Genomic DNA, 20,978 nt, shown 5'->3' on the forward strand with positions numbered 1-20,978 from the left:
TTTCCTCCGGGCTTTCCCTTCGGTCTTGCGTTTCCGACTCTATCAGACTCTTTCGTGTCCGATTCCCGGTCGAAGCGGGCCCTCTGCGAAGCAGAAGATTTGTTACTGCGCTTTCCAGTTCTTCGCTTTCGCGTTTCCCTTTCCGGCGAGTCCGACTCTATCAGGCCTTTTCCGTTTCCTTGACCAGCTGTCTGCAGACATGCAGGCGCCGAATCCGGATTAAGGTCTGGGCTTGATAGTCGCCGCCGACCCCCGACTCAATGTCGCGTTGGGGCCAGGCAGGAGTACGACAGTACAGGCCGCAGGTAGTCGAGGCAAATCGTTTCCGGTGCACCCCTAGGTCCGCGAAGCCGCAGGACTCGGGCGGAACCGGGACTTCTTATGACTTACGCTGCTGAACAGTACGCCGTCCCCTACAGGCCGCGGCGGCGCCGAGTGAAGCTTCACCCTGGGAGGCTCCCCATGACCACTGTGACGTCCCCTCTTGCCGGACGCGCCATCGGACTCGCGGCGGTACCCGACCCGGTCTTCTCCGGCGCGATGGTGGGGCCCGGAACTGCCGTTGATCCTGTGCGCGAGCCGTCGGAGGCCGTTTCGCCGGTGGACGGAATCATTGTCTCCCTGCACCCGCACGCGTTCGTCGTCGTGGACGAGCATGGGCACGGGGTGCTGACCCACCTGGGCATCGACACCGTGCAGCTCAATGGCGAGGGCTTCGAGCTGCTCGTCAACAAGGGCGACACCGTCACGCGCGGTCAGCGCATCGTGCGCTGGAACCCCGTCGCGGTGGAAGAGGCCGGCAAGTCCCCGATCTGCCCGATCGTGGCGCTGGAGGCCACCGTCGAGTCGCTCTCCGACGTCCGTGAGGACGGGGATGTGAAGGTCGGCGACGCGCTGTTCGGTTGGCAGTGACGCACTCGGCGCAGTAACAGGCAGTCGGTACACATCGCGGTGGCACGGGATCGCCGCACAATCGGAGACGGTGAAATGGGGACAACGCTGCGAGGCGTCGGCGTGAGCCACGGTGTGGCGATCGGCGAGGTTCGGCACATGGGTACGGCTGTGCTGGAGCCGCCGGCCAAACAGATCCCGGCGGAGGAGGCCGAGCGCGAGCAGGGACGTGCTCGCCAGGCTGTGGACGCTGTTGCGGCCGACCTGAATGCGCGCGGCAATCTGGCCGGCGGCGAGGCGCAGGCCGTGCTCGAGGCACAGGCCCTGATGGCGCAGGACCCCGAGCTGATGGCCGATGTGGACCGGCGGATCGCCGTCGGGAGCAGTTCCGAGCGTGCGGTGTACGACGCCTTCGCCGCCTATCGGGCTCTGCTCGCCGCTGCCGGGGAGTACCTGGCGGGGCGGGTCGCGGACCTCGATGACGTGCGCAACCGGATCGTGGCGCGGTTGCTCGGTGTGCCGATGCCGGGTGTACCGGACAGCGACGAGCCGTTCGTACTGATCGCACGGGACCTGGCGCCTGCCGATACTGCGCTGCTCGACCCGACGCTCGTGCTCGGCTTCGTCACCGAGGAAGGCGGACCGACCAGTCACAGTGCGATTCTCGCGCGGGCGCTCGGTGTGCCGGCCGTAGTGGCTCTCCCCGGGGCCGGTGAGCTGGCCGAGGGCACCGTGATCGCGGTGGACGGCAGCACCGGCGAGATCTTCGTCGAGCCGAGCGACGAGAAGCGTGCCGAGATGGAGAGCGCTGCGGCGGCGCGCAAGGCTGCGCTGTCCGCCTCGACCGGTCCGGGTACGACGTCCGACGGTCACAAGGTGCCGCTGCTCGCCAATGTGGGCGGGCCCGGCGACGTGCCGGCGGCGGTCGAGGCCGGTGCCGAGGGTGTGGGGCTGTTCCGTACGGAGTTCCTGTTCCTGGACGACAGCAAGCAGGCGCCGTCCGAGGAGAAGCAGGTCGCGGCATACCGGGCGGTGCTGGAGGCGTTCCCCGAGGGGCGTGTCGTGGTGCGGGTGCTGGATGCCGGCGCGGACAAGCCGCTCGACTTCCTGACGCCCGCGGACGAGCCGAACCCGGCGCTGGGTGTGCGGGGGCTCCGCACTCTGCTGGACCACCCGGAGGTGTTGCGGAGCCAGCTGACCTCGCTGGCGAAGGCCGCCGAGGGGCTTCCGGTCCATCTGGAGGTCATGGCGCCCATGGTGGCGGACCGCACGGATGCGAAGGCGTTCGCCGACGCGTGCCGGGCGGCCGGGCTGCAGGCGAAGTTCGGCGCGATGGTCGAGATTCCGTCCGCCGCTCTCCGGGCCCGCTCGATCCTGCAGGAGGTGGAGTTCCTGTCGCTGGGCACCAATGACCTGGCGCAGTACACCTTCGCCGCCGACCGTCAGGTGGGTGCGGTGTCCCGGCTGCAGGACCCGTGGCAGCCCGCGCTGCTGGACCTCGTGGCACTGTCGGCCGATGCGGCCAAGGCCGAGGGCAAGAGCTGCGGTGTCTGTGGTGAGGCCGCCGCCGATCCGCTGCTCGCCTGCGTGCTGACCGGTCTGGGTGTCACCTCCCTGTCGATGGGCGCCGCATCCATTCCTTATGTCCGGGCCACGCTGGCGAAGCACACGCTCGCGCAGTGCGAGCGTGCCGCTGCTGCCGCGCGCGCCGCGGATTCCGCCGATGAGGCGCGGCTCGCGGCTCAGGCGGTCCTGTCGGGCGAGTAGGTCCGCGCAGCCGGTCGTGAAAGGGGCTCCCCGCCACAGGTGGCGGGGAGCCCCTCTTCTGTCAGTGGTGGGTCTCCGGTGCGTCGGCGCCGATGTCGAAGCCGGCGCAGTACTCCACGCCCGACTCCGGCGAGACCGGGTCTCCGGTGTCCGCGTCGGTGCAGTAGGCGCTGAAGACCTCTCCGGCGGTGAGCGGTACGAGGCTGGCGCGGGTCAGTCGCCAGCCGTGGACCCGGTCCGGGGTGCCGGGGTTGCTCGTACGGAGGACGAGTCCTCCGTGACTTTCGAGGGCGACGCCGACGGCGAGGACGGTGACGAACTCGGCTCCTTCTCCGGATTCGAGGCGGGCCGGCCCCGTCACGCCGCGCTCGGTGTGGAGGACGGCGAGCAGCTGCTCGTTCTCCGTGGGGGTGCTGCAGACGAGGTGGTGGGTGCCCGGGCCCGCCGTTTCCAGGGTGCGCATCAGGAGGTGGGAGGCCCGGTCGAAGGCGGCGCGGCCGATGTCCTGGCCGCAGTCGGCGCATTCACCGAGGTCGGCCAGGAGCACCGTGGCGTACTCCCAGGTGGCCTGGCGGACCGCTCGGGAGACGAGGAGCGGGATCAGGGTGTCGATGGGTTGTCCGGTGTAGGCGACGGTGGCTCCGGCAGCCGCGACTTCGGCGGTGAAACGGCTGCGGCTGGCCGGGGCGTCGGGCGCGAGCCCGGATTCGGCGCAGTATTCCGCGTACTCCTCGGGGTCGAAGAGGGCGACCGTGGTGTGCATGCCCTGGGCCGCGAGGATTTTCAGCAGGCCCTCGACCTGCTGCAGATAGATGGTGTGGTCGTCGAAGGTGAAGGTGCGGTAGCGCCGCATGGCCGCGAAGTCGTGCTCGTCGGCCAGGAGGCCGATGGTGCTCGGTGCTTCGCGGCGCAGCGTGCGTCGCATGGACGTGGTGTTCCTGGTGTTCCTGGTGTGCGCCATGACTCCCCCAGTGCGCTGTCGAACATTGCTCACTCAGAGTAATCACGGGCACTGACAGTGCGGACTGTCAGTGGCGCTTGCGGGCCAGGTCCTCGTAGAAGTGGAGCAGTTCGAGGTTGTCGATCGAGCCGGGGTTGACGGCCTTGGCCAGCTCCGTTCCCTGGAGGAGGCGCTTGACCGGAACCTCGATGCGCTTGCCGGTGAGAGTGTGCGGAATGCCGGGTACCTCGATGACCTCGTCCGGGACGTGGCGCGGCGAGAGGTTGTCGCGGATGGTCTGTTTGATCCGGTAGCGCAGGCCGTCGTCGAGGGCGGAACCGTCGGCGAGGTGGACGAAGAGCGGCATCCAGTACCCCCCGTCGGGCTCCTCGAGGCCGATGACCAGGGATTCGCGGATCTCGGGGAGGCGTTCGACCGCTTCGTAGATGTCGGCGGATCCCATCCGTACCCCCTGCCGGTTGAGGGTGGAGTCGGAGCGGCCGTGGATGATGACCGAGCCGTGGTCGGTGAGGGTGATCCAGTCGCCGTGGCGCCAGACGCCGGGGTACGTCTCGAAGTAGCTGTCGCGGTAGCGGCTGCCGTCCGGGTCGTTCCAGAAGTGGATGGGCATGGAGGGCAGCGGGTTGGTGACGACCAGTTCGCCGACCTCGCCGATGAGCGGTTTGCCTGCAGGGTCCCAGGACTGGAGGTCCGTACCGAGGCAGGGCGCCTGGAGCTCACCGATGTGTACGGGCAGGGTGGGGACCGCGCCGGCGAAGCAGCTGCAGACGTCTGTGCCGCCACTGACGGAGGCGATCCAGAGGTTGTCCGCGACCTCGTCGTGGAGCCAGCGGAAGCCGTCGGGCGGGAGCGGGGACCCGGTGGTGGCCACGCACTGGATGCGTGAGAGGTCGAAGTCGCGGCCCGGGTGGATGTCGGCCTTGCGGCACGCCATGACGTAGGCGGCGGAGGTACCGAAGAGGGTGGCGCCGGTCTGTTCGGCAACGCGCCACTGGGCGCTGACGTCCGGGTAGCCGGGGCTTCCGTCGTACAGCACGACTGTGGTGCCGGTGAGCAGGCCGGAGACGAGGAAGTTCCACATCATCCAGCCGGTGGAGGTGTACCAGAAGAAGCGGTCGTCGGGCCCGAGGTCGCAGTGCAGTCCGAGCTGCTTGAAGTGCTCGATGAGGATGCCGCCCTGGGACTGGACGATCGCCTTGGGGAGCCCGGTGGTGCCGGAGGAGTACAGCACCCACAACGGGTGGTCGAAGGGGACCTGCTCGAAGACGGGTTCGGTGTCCGCGGAGGTGAGTGCGGACCATTCGAGGGCGCCTTCGGGGGCGGCGGTGCCCAGCAGCGGGATGTGGACGACTGCGCGCAGGGTGGGGAGTTCGCGGCGCAGTTCGACGACCGTCTCGGAGCGGTCGTGTTCCTTGCCGCCGTAGCGGTAGCCGTCGACGGTGAAGAGGACGACGGGTTCGACCTGCTGGAACCGGTCGAGGACGCTGCGGGCACCGAAATCCGGGGCGCACGAGGTCCAGACGCCGCCGACGGCCGCGGTGGCGAGCAGCGCGACGACCGACTGCGGAATGTTGGGGAGGTAGCCGCTGACGCGGTCGCCGGGGCGGACCCCCAGGGCACGGAGTTCGGCGGCGAGGGAGCCGACCTGACGGCGGAGTTCGGACCAGCTGACGGGAACCTGGGTGTGGGTCTCGTCGACATGGAGGAGGGCCGGTGCGTCGGCGCGGAGGGGGTCCTCGGCGGTGCGCAGAGCGTGTTCCGCGTAGTTGAGGGTGGCGCCGGGGAACCACTGGGCGCCGGGCATGGCGCGGTCGCCGATGACGGTCTCGTACGGGGTGGAGAACCGGATGTCGAACCAGTCGGCGACGGCCTGCCAGAAGGTGTCCAGTTCGTCGACGGACCAGCGGTGCAGCTCCGGGTAGCCGCCTCCGGCCGGTGCTCCGTACCGCTCGGCCGCCCAGCTCTGGAAGCGGGTGACCGCCGCGGCGGCGATGCGCTCGGGGTCGGGCTGCCAGAGGGGGGCTTCGTTCGCTGCTGAGGTCATGGGGCGGCTCCCTGGCTGTACGGGTACGCGGGGTGGGCGTGGTTCGCGCACACACGTGCTGGGGTGTGCGCGTGAGGCGGCATTCACGGACGATGCCATGTGATCGTCTTCCGCACCAGGGTTCCCCGCCCATGGTTGTCTGTCCGGCTATGTGGTCCGGCCACGGGTGAACGGAAGTTGAACGGAGCCCGCTGCTGCTCCGTCAGGTGGCAGGGTGAGCTGCATGAACGGTCGTGACCTGGTGCGCTCGGTGAAGTTGGTGGGTTCGGTGCGGGGGCTGCGCACGGTGCGCTCGGCCTGGCGGCGGCAGCGCGCGGATGCGCGGGCGCTGCCGCCCCGTGGTGCGGAGCGGGCGAGGGTGCCGGGTCTGCTGGTGGGGGCGGAGCCCGGGCCCGGTGGTGGTGTGGTCAGGTTCGCCCGTTCGGAGCTGAGCATCCGGGTTTCGGCGGGCGGTGCGGTGTTCTGGGCGTGGGACGGGGCGGAGCCGCTGCCGTCGTACGCGCTGCCCGGTCCGGCGCCGGAGCCGGATCCGCGTGCCGTGCTGGAGCCGGACAAGGACGGCGGCTGGCAGGTGGTGTCGGAGCGGCTGACCGTGGTGGTGTCGCGGCACGGGGCGGTGGAACTGCGCACGCCCGGCGGTGTGGTGCTCCGGCGGGAGCTGCCGCCGCGGTGGTGGGAGCCGCTGGCGGGGGGTTCCGCCCGGTGGGTGCAGCGGTCCGAGCTGCCGGCGGACGCCCGGTTCTTCGGGCTGGGCGGGCGGGGGGCGGGGCCTAGGCTGCGGGACGGTTCGTACGCGCTGTGGAACACCGATCCGGGCGGGCGCTTCGGGCCCGGTGACGATCCGCTGTATCTGACGATGCCGGTGCAGGTGGTGGTCTCGGACGCGGGGACGCATCTGGCGTTCCACGACAACACCTGGGCGGGGCGGGTGACGCTCAGCGAGGGCGAGGAGGGCGCGGGGTCCGGGCATGACCGTCCGGGGATGTGCGAGGTGCGGATGGACGGGGGGCCGCTGCGCTGCTGGGTGGTGGCGGGGACGCCGGCCCGGGTGCTTCAGGGCTGGACGGCTCTGACGGGTGCGCCGGTGCTGCCGCCGTCCTGGGCGCTGGGTCCGCAGCACGCCCGGTGGGGGTTCGGGAGCGAGCGGGAGGTGCGGCGGGTGGTCGCCGGGTACCGGGAGCGAGGGCTGCCGCTGTCCGTGCTGCATCTGGACATCGACCATTACGACGGCCATCGGGTGTTCACCGTCGACCGTGAGCGGTTCCCCTATCTGGCGGGGCTGGCGAAGGAACTGCGGGAGGAGGACGGGGTGCGGCTGGTGTCGATCGTCGATCCGGCGGTGAAGGCGGAGCCGGGGAACGCGGTGTTCGATGCCGGTTCGGCGGTCGGAAGCGCCGGGGCGTTCGTGCGGGACGCGCGGGGGCAGGTGGTGCGCGGGGAGGTGTGGCCCGGGGAGTGCGTGTACCCGGACTTCACCGATCCGCGGGTGCGGGAGTGGTGGGGTGGTCTGTACGAGGAGCGGCTGGCGCAGGGGTTCTCCGGGGTGTGGCACGACATGAACGAGCCGGTGTCGTTCACGGCATTCGGTGAGCCGACGCTGCCGCGGTCGGCGCGGCACTGTCTGGAGGGCCTCGGGGGCGATCACCGGGAGGCTCACAATGTGTACGGGCTGGCGATGGCGCGGGCCGGGTACGAGGGGCTCCGCCGACTGCGTCCGAACGAGCGGCCGTTCCTGTTCTCGCGTTCCGGCTGGGCGGGGATGCAGCGGTACGGGGGCACCTGGTCCGGTGATGTGGAGTCGGGCTGGCCGGGCTTGCGCGCCTCGCTGGCGCTGGTGCTGGGGCTCGGCCTGTGCGGGGTGCCGTATTCGGGTCCTGATGTCGGGGGGTTCGACGGGTCGCCGTCCCCCGAGCTGTATCTGCGGTGGTTCCAGCTGGGTGCCTTTCTGCCGTTGTTCCGTACGCACTCGGCGATCGACGCGGGGCGACGGGAGCCGTGGGAGTTCGGGCCGGAGGTGCTGCAGCACGCGAGGGCGGCGCTGGAGGAGCGGGAGCGGCTGCGTCCGTACTTTGTGACGCTGGCGCAGCTGGCCCGGCTGACGGGTGCGCCGTATGTGCGGCCGCTGTGGTGGGGGGCGCCCGGGGACCGGGCGCTGCGGGACTGCGAGGACGCATTTCTGCTCGGCGATGCGCTGCTGGTGGCGCCGGTGCTGCAGCGGGGCACGGATCGGCGGGCGGTGCGGCTGCCGCGGGGGCTGTGGTACGACACGGTGACCGGCGAGGTGTACGAAGGGCCGGGGCAGGTCCTGATCGATGCGCCGTTGTCGCGGATACCGGTGCTGGCGCGGGCGGGTGCGGTGATTCCGGTGCGGGGCGCGGACGGGGGGCTGGAACTGGAGGTGTGGGCTCCGGCTCCTGGGCGTACCGGGGGCGGACTCGTGGTCCGGGACGCGGGTGACGGATGGGAGCAGGCGGAGGTCGAGCGGTACACGTCGCGGCTGTCGGGCGGGCAGGTCGTGGTGGAACGGGACGGTGAGGAGGGTGAGGTGACCTGCCCGGTGCGGGTGCGTGGGGTGTGATGCCGTCAGCGGTAGCGGTAGCGCCCTTCGAACCAGGCGCGGGCAGCCCGGGTGTGCAGGGGGAAGGCCAGTTCGGCGGGGGCCCTGAGCAGGCTGTGGCCGGCTGTCTCGTCGGTGGGGACGGACGACGGGAGCTCGGCGGCCGGGCGTTGCGGGAGGAGGCCGAAGAGGAGCAGGTGGCCGTCCGGGGCGCTGAGGGCGTCGGCGAGGCGGACGTCCTGCTGTTCGGCCTCGATGCCGGTCTCCTCGCGGAGTTCACGGACGACGGCGTGTTGCCAGTCCTCGCCGTGGTCGATGAAGCCGCCGGGCAGGGCGAGGCCGCCGAGCCGGGGCTCGATGGTGCGGGTGATGACGACGAGCGCGGTGCCCTGCCGGTCGGTGACAGGTAGCAGGGCGATGGCGACCGGGAGGGGGTTGCGGTAGGCGATGTCGCCGCAGGCGGTGCAGGTGCGGGGCCAGGTCGCGGATCCCGGCGAGGGGTACGGCGCTCCGCAGCTGCTGCAGTGGGAGTCCTTCGTCGGTTGCTCCACCTGTTTCCTCCGCTCGGTTTCCTTTTCGGGCGTGGACACGCGCGGACTGTATCCGATCGTGCTTCCGGGACCCCCATGACTCATGGATGATGCGCTCATGACAGGTATCGCTTCCGCTTTCCGTGTCCTGGCAGCCACTGCCGCCGCCCTGCTCGCCGTCACCGCCGCCACCCCCGCGGCGCAGGCGAAGACCGAGCCGAAGGCGCCCGAGGAGTTCGTCGCACTGCGTTCGGTGGACCCCACGATCATCCAGGAGATGCGCTATCCCACCGGCCACAACTTCCTGGGCGAGCCGGTCGACGGGTACCGGCAGCCGCTCTGCATCCTGACCCGGCCCGCGGCCCAGGCCCTGCACCGGGCACAGACGCGGCTGCTGCGCCAGGGGTACTCACTGAAGGTGTACGACTGCTACCGGCCGCAACGGGCCGTCAATCACTTCGTACGCTGGGCCGAGGATCTCGACGACGAGGCGATGAAGGGCGAGTTCTACCCCCGGGTCGACAAGACACGACTGTTCACGGACGGTTACATCGCCGAGAAGTCCGGACACAGCCGCGGCAGCACGGTGGACCTGACGCTGGTGAGGCTGCCCGCCGCGCCGACCAGGCCGTACTTGCCGGGCGAGCAGCTGGTGCCCTGTTATGCGCCGCAGGCCGAGCGGTTCCCGGACAACTCGGTCGACATGGGCACGGGATTCGACTGCTTCGACACGCTGTCGCACACCGACGACCCGCGGATCCAGGGTGTGCAGCGAGCCAACCGGCAGTTCCTGAAGACCACGCTCACGGATGCCGGCTTCGTGAATCTGGCCGAGGAGTGGTGGCACTACACCTTCAAGCCGGAACTGTTCCCGGACACCTACTTCGACTTCCCGGTGGCCCGGCGGTCCGTCGCAGGGCACTGAGACCGACCGGCAATTGGGGGTGGGTGAAGGAGCGGGGCCGGGGTGCGTGCATCGCAAGGCGGAGGATTGAGCCATGGCGGAGCCATGGTGATGGACGACAACGCCGCGAGGTGCGTGCCCCAGCCCCGTGACGCCGCACCCCAATTGCCGGTCGGTCTGAAGCCCGCGGCAGCGCGGTGGGACGACGAACGGCCGGGACCACCCCCGTGGGTTCCGGCCACTCGTCCTTCCTCTCGGACGCGGACCGGCCGTATCCGGTTGCGCTCCCAGCCATTACGGTTCCCGTATGTCACATCAGACGTTCCATTCGTACGAGGAGTTCTGGCCCTACTACGTGGCGATGCACTCCAGGGCGGCGACCCGGTAGGTCCATCTGACGGGGACCCTGACCGGGCTCGCGGTCACCGCGTACGGCCTGGCCCGTGGCCGGAAGCGGTATGCGGCGGCGCTGCCCCTGATCGGGTATGGCGCGGCCTGGCCCGCGCACTTCCTGATCGAGAAGAACAATCCGGCCACCTTCGGGCACCCCGCGTGGTCGCTGCGCGGCGATGTGCAGATGATCCGGATGATGCTGGCGGGGCGCGACGGAGAGCTGGCGGAGACCGCTGCCAAGTGGCTCGCCGAAAACCGCTGACCGTGGCACACTTCTGACGTTCCGTCAGATCCAGTGCCGGGGAGGGGTTTTGCCGCACACGCGCACACCCGTGGTGGCCGGGTGGTTCAGCGAGGACAGTACCGAGGGGGACTTCCGGCTGCTGGGCACCCGGTGTTCGGCCTGCTCGTCGGTCTTCTTCCCGCGCCAGGACGCGTTCTGCCGCAATCCGGGCTGCGCGGGCGGTGAGCTGGTCGAGACGCCGCTCTCCAAGCGGGGCACCGTCTGGTCGTACACCGACGGCCGCTACCGGCCCCCCGCCCCGTACGTCTCCGACCCGGACGTGCCCTGGGAGCCGTACACCCTGGTCGCCGTCGAGCTCGCGGCCGAGCGCATGGTGGTCCTCGGGCAGGCAGCGCCGGGGGTGGGCGTCGGGGACCTCGCGGTCGGAATGACCGTCGAGGTGGTTCCGGGGGTGCTGGACGGCGGCGTGCCGGACGGTGAGGGCACCGCGTGGACCACCTGGCGCTGGCGGCCCGTGAGCACCGACGGTGCGGTCCCGGACGGTGCGGCATGACCGGGGATGTGGCCGTCCTCGGGGCCGGGATGCATCCGTGGGGCAAGTGGGGGCGCAGTTTCGTCGAGTACGGCACGGTGGCCGCCCGGGCCGCGCTCGGCGATGCGGGGATCGGCTGGCAGGACGTGCAGTCGGTCGTCGGCGCGGACACGGTGCGCGGCGGCTATCCGGGCTATGTGGCCGGTGCGACCTTCGCGCAGGCGCTCGGCTGGCAGGGCGCCCGGGTCACCAGCGTGTACGCGGCCTGCGCGTCCGGTGCCCAGGCCATCAACGCGGCCAGGGCACAGATCCTGGCGGGCATGGCGGACGTGGTGCTCGTGGTGGGTGCCGATGCGGCACCCAAGGGGTTCTTCGCCCCGGCGGGCGGCGACCGGCCCGATGACCCCGACTGGCTGCGCTTCCGGGTGCTCGGGGCGACCAACCCCGCGTACTTCGCGCTGTACGCCCGCCGCCGCATGGCGGTGTACGGGGACACCCCGGAGGACTTCGCGCTGGTCAAGGTGAAGAACGCGGCCGCCGGCGCGCTGAACCGTAACGCCCGCTACCGGGCCCCGGTGACCGCCGAGCAGGTCGCCGCCTCCGCCGTGGTCGCCGACCCGCTGCGGCTGCTCGACATCTGCGCGACCTCCGACGGGGCGGCGGCCGTCGTTCTGTCGAGCATGGAGTTCGCACGCCGGCACGGCGCGGCCGACCCGGTCCGTATCCGCGCTGTCGCCACGGTGACGCCCACCTATCCGAAGACCGTGCTCGACCTTCCGGACATCGCGACCGATTCGGCGGTCGCGGTGGAACCCGCTCCGGAGAGCTTCCGTGCCTCGATCGCCCGGGCGGCGTACGAGGAGGCGGGCATCGGTCCCGACGAACTGTCCGTCGCCGAGGTGTACGACCTCTCCACCGCCCTGGAGCTGGAGTGGTACGAGGACATCGGGCTGTGCGCGGCGGGAGAGGGCGCCAAGCTCGTACGCGAGGGGGCGACAGCGCTCGGCGGCCGCATCCCGGTCAATCCGAGCGGCGGGCTCGCTTCGTTCGGCGAAGCGGTACCGGCGCAGGCCATCGCCCAGGTCTGCGAGCTGACGTGGCAGCTGCGCGGCAGCGCGGCGGAGCGACAGGTTCCGGGGGCGCGTGCCGGAATCACCGCCAATCAGGGGCTGTTCGGGCACGGATCGGCGGTCGTCGCGGTCCGCTGAGATCTCCCGGATCCATCCGCAACGCGTGGAAGCGTCCGGTCCGTGCGTCGTGAACTGGGTTTGTTGTCAGCATTCTTGACGGCTGATCAGCACCGGTGAACACTCCTTGCTCAGTCGCTGCCGCCACTCCCGCTCTGCGGCAGTCCGACATGGTCACCACGCTCGTCACGGACAGCCGGGCAGCGCAGCGAACCTCCCTGCCCTCGGCCTCCGTAGCCATGGAAGCGACCGGCGAGGCCCGCCGGACAACCCCTAGTACTACAGGGCTAGATCTGCGTCATCTGGAGTCACATGCGGCGGCGGAAGTGGCGGCGCCGTGCGTCAACTTGGTGTCGTCGACGGAAAGTTGACCAGCGGAGAGCGTTGCGGATCTCGTTAAGTGGGCGGCCGATGAGGTTGAACAGGCGGCGGGTCTCGGCGAGGGTCACTGGTCGGCGCTGCATGCGGGCCTGGGTGGGCTGTTCATCCGGTTTTGACCGGTCTGTTTCATCCGGGCCCGGAAGTTTTCCACAGGTCGAGGTTCCCCTTTTGAAGCATCTGGCGCATCACGGCCAGGACGCAGAGGGCAAGCATGGACAGGGTGATGTGCCGGTACCAGGCGTCGTAGCGGCGGACCTGGTACTGGTCCAGGCAGGCCTCCTGTTTCGCGGCCTCGAAGCACTCTTCCACCGGCCACCTCGCGCCGGCGGCGCGCACAAGCTCACCGATGGGTTCACGGCGGGGGTTGAAGCAGTGGAAGTAGGCCGTCTCGCTCCCGTCCATGCTGCGGCGCACGAGGAACTGATGCTCTGCATCAGTGGTGTTGACCAGCGCCCAGTCGTAGGTGCGAAAGCCCTTGGTGCCGATCCCGCAGGCGCGCCGGGTGAAGGCGCGTTCGGGCAGAGCCTCCACCAGAACATCGATCCGGCCCGGGCCTCCCGCCGCGTCGGTGACCTCGGTGTTCTTGGGCACCGCCATCACGTAGGCGAGCCGCTCGCCCTCCAGCCAGGAACGCAGGGCGGGGTTCTGCCCGAACTCCTCATCAGCCAGGAACCAGGCGAAGGGAATCTTCGCCGCCAGGGCCCGCTCGACCATCAGCCGCACCTGCTGCGGCCGGGTCCGGAAGACCACCTCATCGGGGACACCGGCCTCACCGCAGCGCCCGCGGTCCTCGGCCCAGGAATGCTCGGGCAGGTACAACTCCCGGTCCAGCAACACACGGTGGCCATCCGGCGTCGCGCACGCCAGGAACGTGCCGATCTGGCAATTGTCGATCCTCCCGAGCGTTCCGGAGTACTGCCGCTGCACCCCGGCCGATTTGCGGCCCTTCTTCGCGAACCCGGTCGGGTCCGCGATCAGCACCGCCCGCTCATCGGCGAAATGCTCCATCGCGTACCCGACCAGCACCTCACGCAACTGGCCCGCATCCCACGGGGTCAGGTTCAAGAACCGCTGCACCCGCTTGGGTTCCGGCGCCCCGGCATACTCCGCGATCGTCCAGGCGTTCTTCTTCTGCAACGGTGCCAGCAGCCCACGCAGATACCCCCGCGCATGTGCCCGCGACTCCGGACGGTAGAACAACGGCTCCATCCGGGCGCAAACCGCCTCAAACTCGACATCCAGGATCTCAAGATCCTCCGCCGTCATCTCGCCATCGCCCTGAACCTGACCTTGCGTGCTCACGGCAGACCATCTTGCCGCACACATCGATCAAGATCTATCCCTGTAGTACTAGCCATCCGGGTTCCGGTCATCCAGGTTCTGCCACTTCGGCTTCTCGACCTTGCGACAAGGGGACGTCATGACGGGCAGGTTTGTCGCCGCCATCGATCAGGGCGCCACATCAAGCCGCTGCATCATCTTCGATCAGAACGGCGCGATTGTCGCCGTCGACCAGCGCGAGCACCGCCAGATCTTCCCGAAACCCGGCTGGGTGGAGCACGCCGCCACCGAGATCTGGACCACGGTCCAGGCCGTGGTGGCGGGTGCGCTCGCCAATGCCGGGCTGCGGGCACAGCAGTTCAGCGCGGTCGGCATCACCAACCAGCGCGAGACGACCGTGCTCTGGGACCGGGCGACCGGGCAGCCCGTGCACAACGCCATCGTCTGGCAAGACACCCGTACGGCCGCACTCTGCCACGAGCTCGGCGGCGCGGACGGTCAGGACCGCTTCCGGGACATCACCGGGCTTCCACTGGCCAGTTACTTCTCCGGCCCCAAGGCCGCCTGGCTGCTGGACCACGTACCGGGCCTGCGGAGCCGCGCCGAGCGGGGCGAGATCGCCTTCGGCACCATGGACTCCTGGCTGATCTGGAATCTCACCGGCGGCACGGACGGCGGCGTCCATGTCACGGACGTGACCAATGCGTCGCGCACGATGCTGATGAATCTGGAGACGCTGGAGTGGGATCCGTCGATCCTCACGGCGATGAACGTCCCGGCGGCGGTGCTTCCGGAGATCCGGTCGTCGGCGGAGGTGTACGGGACGGCGGTCGGCACACTCGCCGGGGTGCCCGTGGCCTCCGCGCTCGGCGACCAGCAAGCGGCGGTCTTCGGACAGGCCTGTTACGACCCGGGTACCGCCAAGAACACGTACGGCACCGGGAGCTTCCTGCTCCTCAACACCGGGAACAGGCCCGTGCCGTCGAAGAGCGGGCTGATCACCACGCTCGGCTACAAGATCGGCGACCAGGCCCCCGTCTACTGCCTGGAGGGCTCGATCGCGATCACGGGGGCGCTCGTCCAGTGGTTCCGCGACCAGCTCGGGATCATCCGGAGCGCCGAGGAGATCGAGACGCTGGCGGCGAGCGTCGACGACAACGGCGGGGCGTACGTCGTCCCTGCCTTCTCCGGGCTGTTCGCCCCCTACTGGCGTTCGGACGCCCGGGGAGTCATCACCGGGCTCACCGGTTACGTCACCAAGGCGCATCTGGCCCGCGCCGTTCTGGAGGCGACCAGCTGGCAGACGCGTGAGGTCGTCGACGCGATGTACCAGGACTCGGGGGTGCCGATCACGACGCTCAAGGTGGACGGCGGGATGACGGCGAACCGACTGCTCATGCAGCACCAGGCGGATGTTCTTGGGGTTCCCGTGATCCGACCGAAGATCTCCGAGACGACGTGCCTGGGCGCGGCGTACGCGGCGGGGCTTGCGACCGGGGTGTGGTCGGGGCTCGACGAGCTCAAGACGCACTGGCAGCGCGATGTGGAGTGGGAACCGCGCATGGAGCCGGAGATCCGTGAGCGCGAGTACGACAACTGGCGCAAGGCCGTGGAGCGGAGCCTGGGCTGGGAGGAGGAGGGCGCCGGCAGCAGCTAGAGGCTCCGTACACCGGCCCGTTCGCGGTCCCGGAGGCGGTCCCGGAGGTGGTCCCGGACATGGGCCCGTGCCCGGTCCCGGAGTACGCGGTTCCCTGCGCGGTCCCGCGTCCGGTGGCCCCACGACGCGCGGCCCGTACCCCGGTCGGCGGGGGTACGGGCCGCGTTCCGCCGCTGTGCTCAGGTGGTGGCCGGCTCGCGGAACCGGTCCGCGCGGGCGAGTGCGTGCTCGACGACTGCCACCAGCACGTCCCGTACCGAGGACCGGTCGCGCGCATCGCACATGAGCACCGGTACCTCGGGGTCGAGATCCAGCGCCGCCTGCACCGTCTCCGTCGGGAACCGGTCGGCTCCCTCGAAGCAGTTGACGGCGACGGTGAACGGGATCGCGCGCTGCTCGAAGTAGTCGACGGCCGCGAAGCAGTCCTCCAGACGCCGGGTGTCGGCGAGGACGACCGCGCCCAGGGCTCCCTGGGCCAGTTCGTCCCAGAGGAACCAGAACCGGTCCTGCCCCGGTGTGCCGAAGAGATACAGCACCAGGTCCTCGCGGAGCGTGATCCGCCCGAAGTCCATGGCCACCGTGGTGGTGGTCTTGGACTCGACTCCGGCCGTGTCGTCCACCGGGCGGCCGGCCTCGCTCAGCCGCTCCTCCGTACGCAGTGGTCTGATCTCGCTGACCGCGCCCACCAGCGTCGTCTTGCCCACGCCGAAGCCGCCCGCCACCAGGATTTTCAAGGTAACCGGCTCCACGGGCCGCCTGCCGCGGCTAGAGCGCCCGAAGGCCATTGATCACCTCGCGAAGAATGTTCACGTCCGGCAGCTCGGCCGGCGGAACGGGACGGGTCACATGCACCAGCTCGTCCTCGACGAGATCGCCGACCAGCACCCGGACCACCCCGACGGGGAGATCCAGACCGGACGCCAGCTCGGCGATCGACTGGGGCATGGTGCTGCAGAGTTCGACGATCTCCACGTGTTCCGGGGAGAGCGTCTGGTCCCGGCCGGGGTCGTCGGCCGCCGGTTCGGGGACGACGATCGCGATCAGGTCAAGGCGGTGGCGGGACGCGCTGCTGGTACGGCCCCGGGTCATCGCGTACGGACGGACCACCGGCCCCGCATCGGCGTCGTACCAGCGTGACGACTGCGGGTCGGTGGGAGCGGCCGGGGATCCGGGGGGTGCGCCCCGGGACGAGTCAGCGCTCATGCCCGCCCCTCACCCTCCGGCGGGCAGACCGGGTGTCCGTGGGGCGTTGGCCAGGTGTGCCCCCACACGCTTGACCATCAGCGTCATCTCGTACGCCACCTGCCCCACGTCGGAGTCCGAGTCGGCCAGCACGGCGAGACAGCTGCCGTCACCGGCGGCCGTGACGAAGAGGAACGCCTCGTCGAGTTCGACGACGGTCTGGCGGACACGTCCCGCGTCGAAGTGGCGCCCGACGCCCTTGGCGAGACTGTGGAATCCGGAGGCGACGGCCGCCAGATGCTCACTGTCCTCCCGGGGCAGGTCCTTGGACGTGCCGGTGGGGAGGCCGTCGCTGGAGAGCACCAGCGCCTTGCGGATGCTGCCGACACGCTCGACGAGTTCGTCGAGGAGCCAGTTGAGTTCGCCGGTTCCCTGGCGTGTGGCGTTGGGTGCTGCGGCGTTCGGTGCGGTCATCGACCGTCCCCTCCCGGAGTGGTTCCTTGTGCTGTCTCGCCGGGCCCGGTCGCTTCCTCGGCGTTCTGCCGACGGCCGCGCTGCCAGCCTCGTTGCAGCGATGCCATTCGGCTGCGTACCTCGTCCGCGTCCCGCTCGATGTCCTCGGCCGGTTCCGCTCGGGCCGGCTCGGAAGCACGTCCGCCGGATGTTTCGCGGAGCTGCGGGGCGAGGTTGGCCTGCCGGATCCGGCGGGGCAGTCCGCCCACGGTTCCCGGGTGCGAGAAGGGTGCGGTCGGTGGCGTCGCCTCACGGGGTGCCGACGCGGGTGCGGCGGGCTCGGTGGATATCCGGAAGCCGGTGGGCTGCCGGGGTTCGGTGGGCCGCCCGGTGGCGGCGGCGGAGACCCAGGCGTCGCTGGTGGACTGCCCGGGGGCATAGGAGGAGCGGCCGTTGTCGTACGAGGAGTGCCCGGAGGCGTACGAGGACGCGCCGGTGTCCCTTCCGGTGTCCGTCGGCTCCTGGTCGGTGGTCGTCGGGTGCGCGCGGCCGGCCTCGTCGACGCGGCGGCCCCGGTCGGTGACCAGCGTCGGTGACTTGCGGCGGGGCAGCGGCACCGGGCCGCCGGGGCGCATCGCCCGGACATCGGCCGTGGGTCCGGAGATCCGGTCGGACGCCTGCTGGTGCTGTTCGCGGTCGGCATCACGACGGAGGTCGCGGGCACGAAAGATGCCACCGCGTTCGCTCTCGGTGTCTTCGATGTCGGACACTCCGCCGAGAACCGGATCGAGTACGGAATCGAGTACGGGATCCGACATGAAGCCGAGTGCGTCGACCGGCCCTTCGAGTTCGACCGGTCCGTCCAAGGCGGTCGGGTCCGCGAGCCCGCCGGTGACCGGAGCGAGTACGCCGGGCCTGGCCTCGCCCGCGCGATCGGCTGTCCGCCGGTCCGCTACGCCGTCCCTTCGGTTCTTGTCGCCGCGCGGCGCCTCCTTGCCGGTCCTGCCGCTGCCGATCGCCTTCTCGGCCCGTCGGTCGAGCCGGAATCCCGAGCCGTGCGTATCGGCGGCATCGGTGAGCAGGGCCGCCGGAATGAAGACGACGGCGGTGGTGCCTCCGTACGGGGAGGTCTGCAGGGAGACCCGGACGTTCTGCCGCTGAGCCAGTCGGCTCACCACGAAGAGGCCGAGCCGGTCGGTGTCGGAGAGCTCGAACTCGGGCGTCTCGGCGAGCCGCAGATTGGCGTCCAGGAGGACCTCGGGCGGCATGCCGAGGCCACGGTCGTGGATCTCGAGGGTGAAGCCGTTGGCGACGCGTTCGCCGTGCACCTGGATCGCGGTGTGCGGGGGCGAGAACACGGTGGCGTTCTCCAGGAGTTCGGCGATCAGGTGCGTGAGGTCGGCGACGGCCGGCCCGCCCACGCCGAGGCGCGGCAGCCGGCGGACCTCGATGCGCTCGTAGTCCTCGACCTCGGCGACGGCCGCGCGCACCACGTCCATCAGCTGGATCGGCTTGCGCCACTGCCGGGACGGCGCGGCGCCGGAGAGGATCACGAGGCCCTCGGCGTGCCGCCTCATGCGGGTGGTGAGGTGGTCCAGACGGAAGAGATCCGCGAGTTCGTCAGTGTTCTCGGTCCGGCGCTCCATGGCGTCCAGCAGCGTCAACTGGCGGTGCAGCAGAACCTGGTTGCGGCGGGCGAGGTTGACGAAGACCTCGGAGACACCGCGGCGCATGTCGGCCTGCTTGACCGCGGCCTCGACGGCAGCGCGTTGCAGCGTGTTGAGTGCCTGGCCGACCTGGCCGATCTCGTCCTTCTCGTACCTCAGATGCGGGGCCTCGGTCTCGACGTCGACGTGCTCGCCCGCGGCAAGGCGGCGCATCACGCTCGGCAGCCGTACGCCGGAGACCTCGTGTGCGTCCTTGCGGAGCCGGGAGAGGTCGCGGACGAGCTCACGGCCGATGCGTACGGAGACGAAGACGGAGACAAGCAGGGCGAGGAAGCCGAGGACACCCGCGGCACCGGCCTTGATCAGAACGCTGTATCCGGCGGGCTTGCCGCGGTCCTGGAAGCGGTTGTTCATCCCGGTCGAGTCGTTGGCCAGCCGGTCCAGGACCGGCGGGGCCACTTCCTGCCAGCGTTCGGCGTCGACCGCGCGGGGGTCGTCGGTGGGGCCCGCGGCGACAATCTTGTTCTCCGCGGTGCGCAGCGGCTCGCTCTCCGGGCTCGCCCAGTACTGCTCCACCCGCCGCCGCTCCGCCGCCGGGAGTGCCTCGCTGTTGATCTCGACGAGCAGCTTGCGGTTCGCGACGAGGTCGGAAATCTGTCGGAGTTCAGGGGCGTCGAGCCGGCCGGCGACGAGTGCCGAGGCGACCAGTGCGTCCTCCCGGGACAGCAACTCGCGGGCCCGTGAGACGCCGACCAGAGCGCGTAGCTGCTTGTCCAGCAACACGTCTTCCATGGTGTGGAGGCCGGTCAGGAAGCGGTAGCAGGGGTCGATGAGACCGTTGTAGAAATCCAGTGCCTGATTACGGTCGATGGTGCGCTTCTCGACCGAGTCGCGGAGCGCGCCGAGACCTTCGACGGCGCTGAGGATCGAATTGAGGTGCGCTTCGGCGTCGGTGCTCAGGGCGTCGCGAATGCTCTTCTGCTGTGCGCTCTTCTTGACGTCCGCCACGACGCGGTCGGTGGCGGCACGCCGGCGGCGCAGCAGGGGAAGGGCGTCGGAGGCGCGGGGGTCCGCGAGGAAGACGAGGGTCTGCCGGCGCTCGTTCTGGACCACCCGGACGGTGTCCTCCAGCGGGTGGCCGACCTTCTCCACGATCGTGCTCGCACCCATCAACTGGTTGGCCTCTCGGCCGGTCAGGTAGGTGGCGAAGCCCCAGAGGGCGGTGAGGGAGACGAGCGGCACCAGCAGCAACGCCACGATCTTCCTGCGGATGGACTTTCCGCGAAAGCGCATGGCCTCCCCCAGCTCAGCCCCTCGTGCGGGGGCGGTGTTCCGTCAATAAACGGCGCGAGCTTACTACTGCCCCACAGACAACTCGAAGGCATGTCCGGACGATTTTCAGCCGGACTGGCAGGCGCTGGGCATGAGTTGTCTTGCCATTCCGGGAGATGAAGTTCGCGAAAGCGGCAGAAGAGACCCGTCAGGGCGCCACATTCCCCCACATGGCAGTTGGCTGGAAGTCTTCGTTCCGTGATGGATCAAGGGAATCTTCACGGCGATTCACTCGTCTGTCTGTACGGGCGTCGGCACGGGGCAGGGGATTACGGAGAGGGCGTACGGCAGGGCGATCCGGTCCGCCTGCGTAGAAACGGCGCATGCCGGGCAACAACCCTGAAGTCGGACAGCGGTGGGGAGTTGAAATTCCTTGGACACGGAAGAGCGTCGGAGCACCGGGGCGCCGGCGGAGGGCGGGACACGGATCCCGCGGCAGCCGCTGTGGGTGGAGGAGCCTGCGGTACGGCGACGCATGCCGGATCCGGTGCGTGCGTCGGCCGTGCGCGCCGTGCTCATCATGTCGCTGACGATCATCCAGGCCATGGTGGCGTTCCTGGCCACACTGACGGGCTCGTGGCTGGCCTTCCCGATGGTGCTGAGCAGCGTGGGCAGCACGGTGGTCGCCACCTGGTCGGTGCTGGACGTGTGGGTGACCCGCCAGGTCTGGAATCAGCGCCATGGCGTGGTGTCCATGCCCAGCAGCTCGGCACGGCAGCTGCGCCGGGAGCGGCGTGCGGCCCGTCGGGCGGCGAGGGCCGCGGACCGGGAGGCGGCTCGGATACGCCGCCGGGGCGCGGGCAGGCTGTCGCGGGCTTGACCTCGCGTGCCCCGGCGGGCGTCGAAGTCGCGCTGGTGCCCCTCCCGGCAAGCTTTGCCCCGTCGCGCCGCCCGGCACGCCCGCTCGCCGCGTTGGCCACAAGCCCTGGTGGCTCCTTCCCCAAGCTCTCAACTTCGTTCGAGCAGGGGAGACCCCACTGGGGGACTTCCGGCCGCCTTGCGATCGCACGGCACC

16 protein-coding genes and 1 pseudogene are annotated in these 20,978 nt (G+C 70.1%); 9 read left to right on the top strand and 8 right to left on the bottom strand.

The features are described 5' to 3' along the window. Positions 1-462: 462 nt before the first annotated feature. Together ACWD6R_RS30480 and ptsP are read left to right on the top strand one after the other, a co-directional pair. The gene (locus ACWD6R_RS30480) at positions 463-912 is read left to right on the top strand and encodes a PTS sugar transporter subunit IIA (protein ID WP_451821641.1); all 450 of its coding nucleotides are present in this window, start codon (positions 463-465) and stop codon (positions 910-912) included. A gap of 75 nt (positions 913-987) precedes the next feature. After that, positions 988-2,658 (top strand): phosphoenolpyruvate--protein phosphotransferase, encoded by a 1,671-nt coding sequence (gene ptsP / locus ACWD6R_RS30485; RefSeq protein WP_451821642.1) that lies wholly within the window; start codon positions 988-990, stop codon positions 2,656-2,658. 61 nt (positions 2,659-2,719) lie between these two features. On the opposite strand, the gene ACWD6R_RS30490 is transcribed toward ptsP, so the two are convergent. Together ACWD6R_RS30490 and ACWD6R_RS30495 are read right to left on the bottom strand one after the other, a co-directional pair. After that, positions 2,720-3,619 (bottom strand): hypothetical protein, encoded by a 900-nt coding sequence (locus tag ACWD6R_RS30490; protein WP_451821643.1) that lies wholly within the window; start codon positions 3,617-3,619, stop codon positions 2,720-2,722. A 67-nt stretch (positions 3,620-3,686) separates the two neighbouring features. Next, positions 3,687-5,663, bottom strand: a complete 1,977-nt coding sequence (locus ACWD6R_RS30495) for an acetoacetate--CoA ligase (RefSeq protein ID WP_451821644.1) — start codon at positions 5,661-5,663, stop codon at positions 3,687-3,689. A gap of 223 nt (positions 5,664-5,886) precedes the next feature. On the opposite strand from ACWD6R_RS30495, the gene ACWD6R_RS30500 reads away from it, so the two are divergent. Further along, positions 5,887-8,241 (top strand): glycoside hydrolase family 31 protein, encoded by a 2,355-nt coding sequence (locus tag ACWD6R_RS30500; protein ID WP_451821645.1) that lies wholly within the window; start codon positions 5,887-5,889, stop codon positions 8,239-8,241. A 5-nt stretch (positions 8,242-8,246) separates the two neighbouring features. Here the strand turns inward: ACWD6R_RS30500 and ACWD6R_RS30505 are convergent, their stop codons facing one another. Further along, complete coding sequence (locus tag ACWD6R_RS30505; RefSeq protein WP_451821661.1) at positions 8,247-8,855, bottom strand: NUDIX domain-containing protein; 609 nt, start codon at positions 8,853-8,855, stop codon at positions 8,247-8,249. 13 nt (positions 8,856-8,868) lie between these two features. On the opposite strand from ACWD6R_RS30505, the gene ACWD6R_RS30510 reads away from it, so the two are divergent. The 4 genes and pseudogenes from ACWD6R_RS30510 to ACWD6R_RS30525 all read left to right on the top strand — a co-directional run bounded on the left by ACWD6R_RS30510 (position 8,869) and on the right by ACWD6R_RS30525 (position 12,031). Then, a complete protein-coding gene (locus tag ACWD6R_RS30510; protein ID WP_451821646.1) occupies positions 8,869-9,675 on the top strand; it encodes a M15 family metallopeptidase in 807 nt (268 codons plus the stop codon). 286 nt (positions 9,676-9,961) lie between these two features. Beyond that, a pseudogene (locus ACWD6R_RS30515) lies at positions 9,962-10,309 on the top strand (Mpo1-like protein). A 49-nt stretch (positions 10,310-10,358) separates the two neighbouring features. Next, positions 10,359-10,844 carry a Zn-ribbon domain-containing OB-fold protein gene (locus ACWD6R_RS30520; RefSeq protein ID WP_451821647.1) on the top strand — a complete coding sequence of 162 codons (486 nt, stop codon included), beginning with the start codon at positions 10,359-10,361 and terminating at the stop codon, positions 10,842-10,844. Beyond that, the gene (locus ACWD6R_RS30525; RefSeq protein WP_451821648.1) at positions 10,841-12,031 is read left to right on the top strand and encodes a lipid-transfer protein; all 1,191 of its coding nucleotides are present in this window, start codon (positions 10,841-10,843) and stop codon (positions 12,029-12,031) included. Before ACWD6R_RS30520 ends, ACWD6R_RS30525 begins: the two co-directional genes overlap by 4 nt. A 486-nt stretch (positions 12,032-12,517) precedes the next feature. Here the strand turns inward: ACWD6R_RS30525 and ACWD6R_RS30530 are convergent, their stop codons facing one another. After that, positions 12,518-13,657: an IS701 family transposase gene (locus tag ACWD6R_RS30530; protein ID WP_451821662.1), complete on the bottom strand. Its 1,140-nt coding sequence runs from the start codon at positions 13,655-13,657 to the stop codon at positions 12,518-12,520. Between the two features lie 154 nt (positions 13,658-13,811). Here ACWD6R_RS30530 and glpK point away from each other — a divergent pair, with 154 nt between their 5' ends. After that, positions 13,812-15,329, top strand: coding sequence for a glycerol kinase GlpK (gene glpK / locus ACWD6R_RS30535; RefSeq protein ID WP_451821649.1), 1,518 nt, complete (start codon positions 13,812-13,814; stop codon positions 15,327-15,329). A 179-nt stretch (positions 15,330-15,508) separates the two neighbouring features. On the opposite strand, the gene ACWD6R_RS30540 is transcribed toward glpK, so the two are convergent. The 4 genes from ACWD6R_RS30540 to ACWD6R_RS30555 are packed head-to-tail and all read right to left on the bottom strand — an operon-like array spanning position 15,509 to position 19,924. Then, positions 15,509-16,114: a GTP-binding protein gene (locus ACWD6R_RS30540; protein ID WP_451821650.1), complete on the bottom strand. Its 606-nt coding sequence runs from the start codon at positions 16,112-16,114 to the stop codon at positions 15,509-15,511. Next, positions 16,095-16,532, bottom strand: coding sequence for a DUF742 domain-containing protein (locus tag ACWD6R_RS30545; RefSeq protein WP_451821651.1), 438 nt, complete (start codon positions 16,530-16,532; stop codon positions 16,095-16,097). The genes ACWD6R_RS30540 and ACWD6R_RS30545 overlap by 20 nt, the downstream gene beginning before the upstream one ends. Positions 16,533-16,541: 9 nt before the next feature. After that, positions 16,542-16,985: a roadblock/LC7 domain-containing protein gene (locus ACWD6R_RS30550; protein ID WP_451821652.1), complete on the bottom strand. Its 444-nt coding sequence runs from the start codon at positions 16,983-16,985 to the stop codon at positions 16,542-16,544. Beyond that, complete coding sequence (locus ACWD6R_RS30555) at positions 16,982-19,924, bottom strand: nitrate- and nitrite sensing domain-containing protein (RefSeq protein WP_451821653.1); 2,943 nt, start codon at positions 19,922-19,924, stop codon at positions 16,982-16,984. The genes ACWD6R_RS30550 and ACWD6R_RS30555 overlap by 4 nt, the downstream gene beginning before the upstream one ends. A 412-nt stretch (positions 19,925-20,336) precedes the next feature. On the opposite strand from ACWD6R_RS30555, the gene ACWD6R_RS30560 reads away from it, so the two are divergent. Then, complete coding sequence (locus ACWD6R_RS30560) at positions 20,337-20,783, top strand: hypothetical protein (RefSeq protein WP_451821654.1); 447 nt, start codon at positions 20,337-20,339, stop codon at positions 20,781-20,783. Positions 20,784-20,978: the final 195 nt, after the last annotated feature.

It is taken from the genome of Streptomyces sp. NPDC005151 (assembly GCF_053599875.1).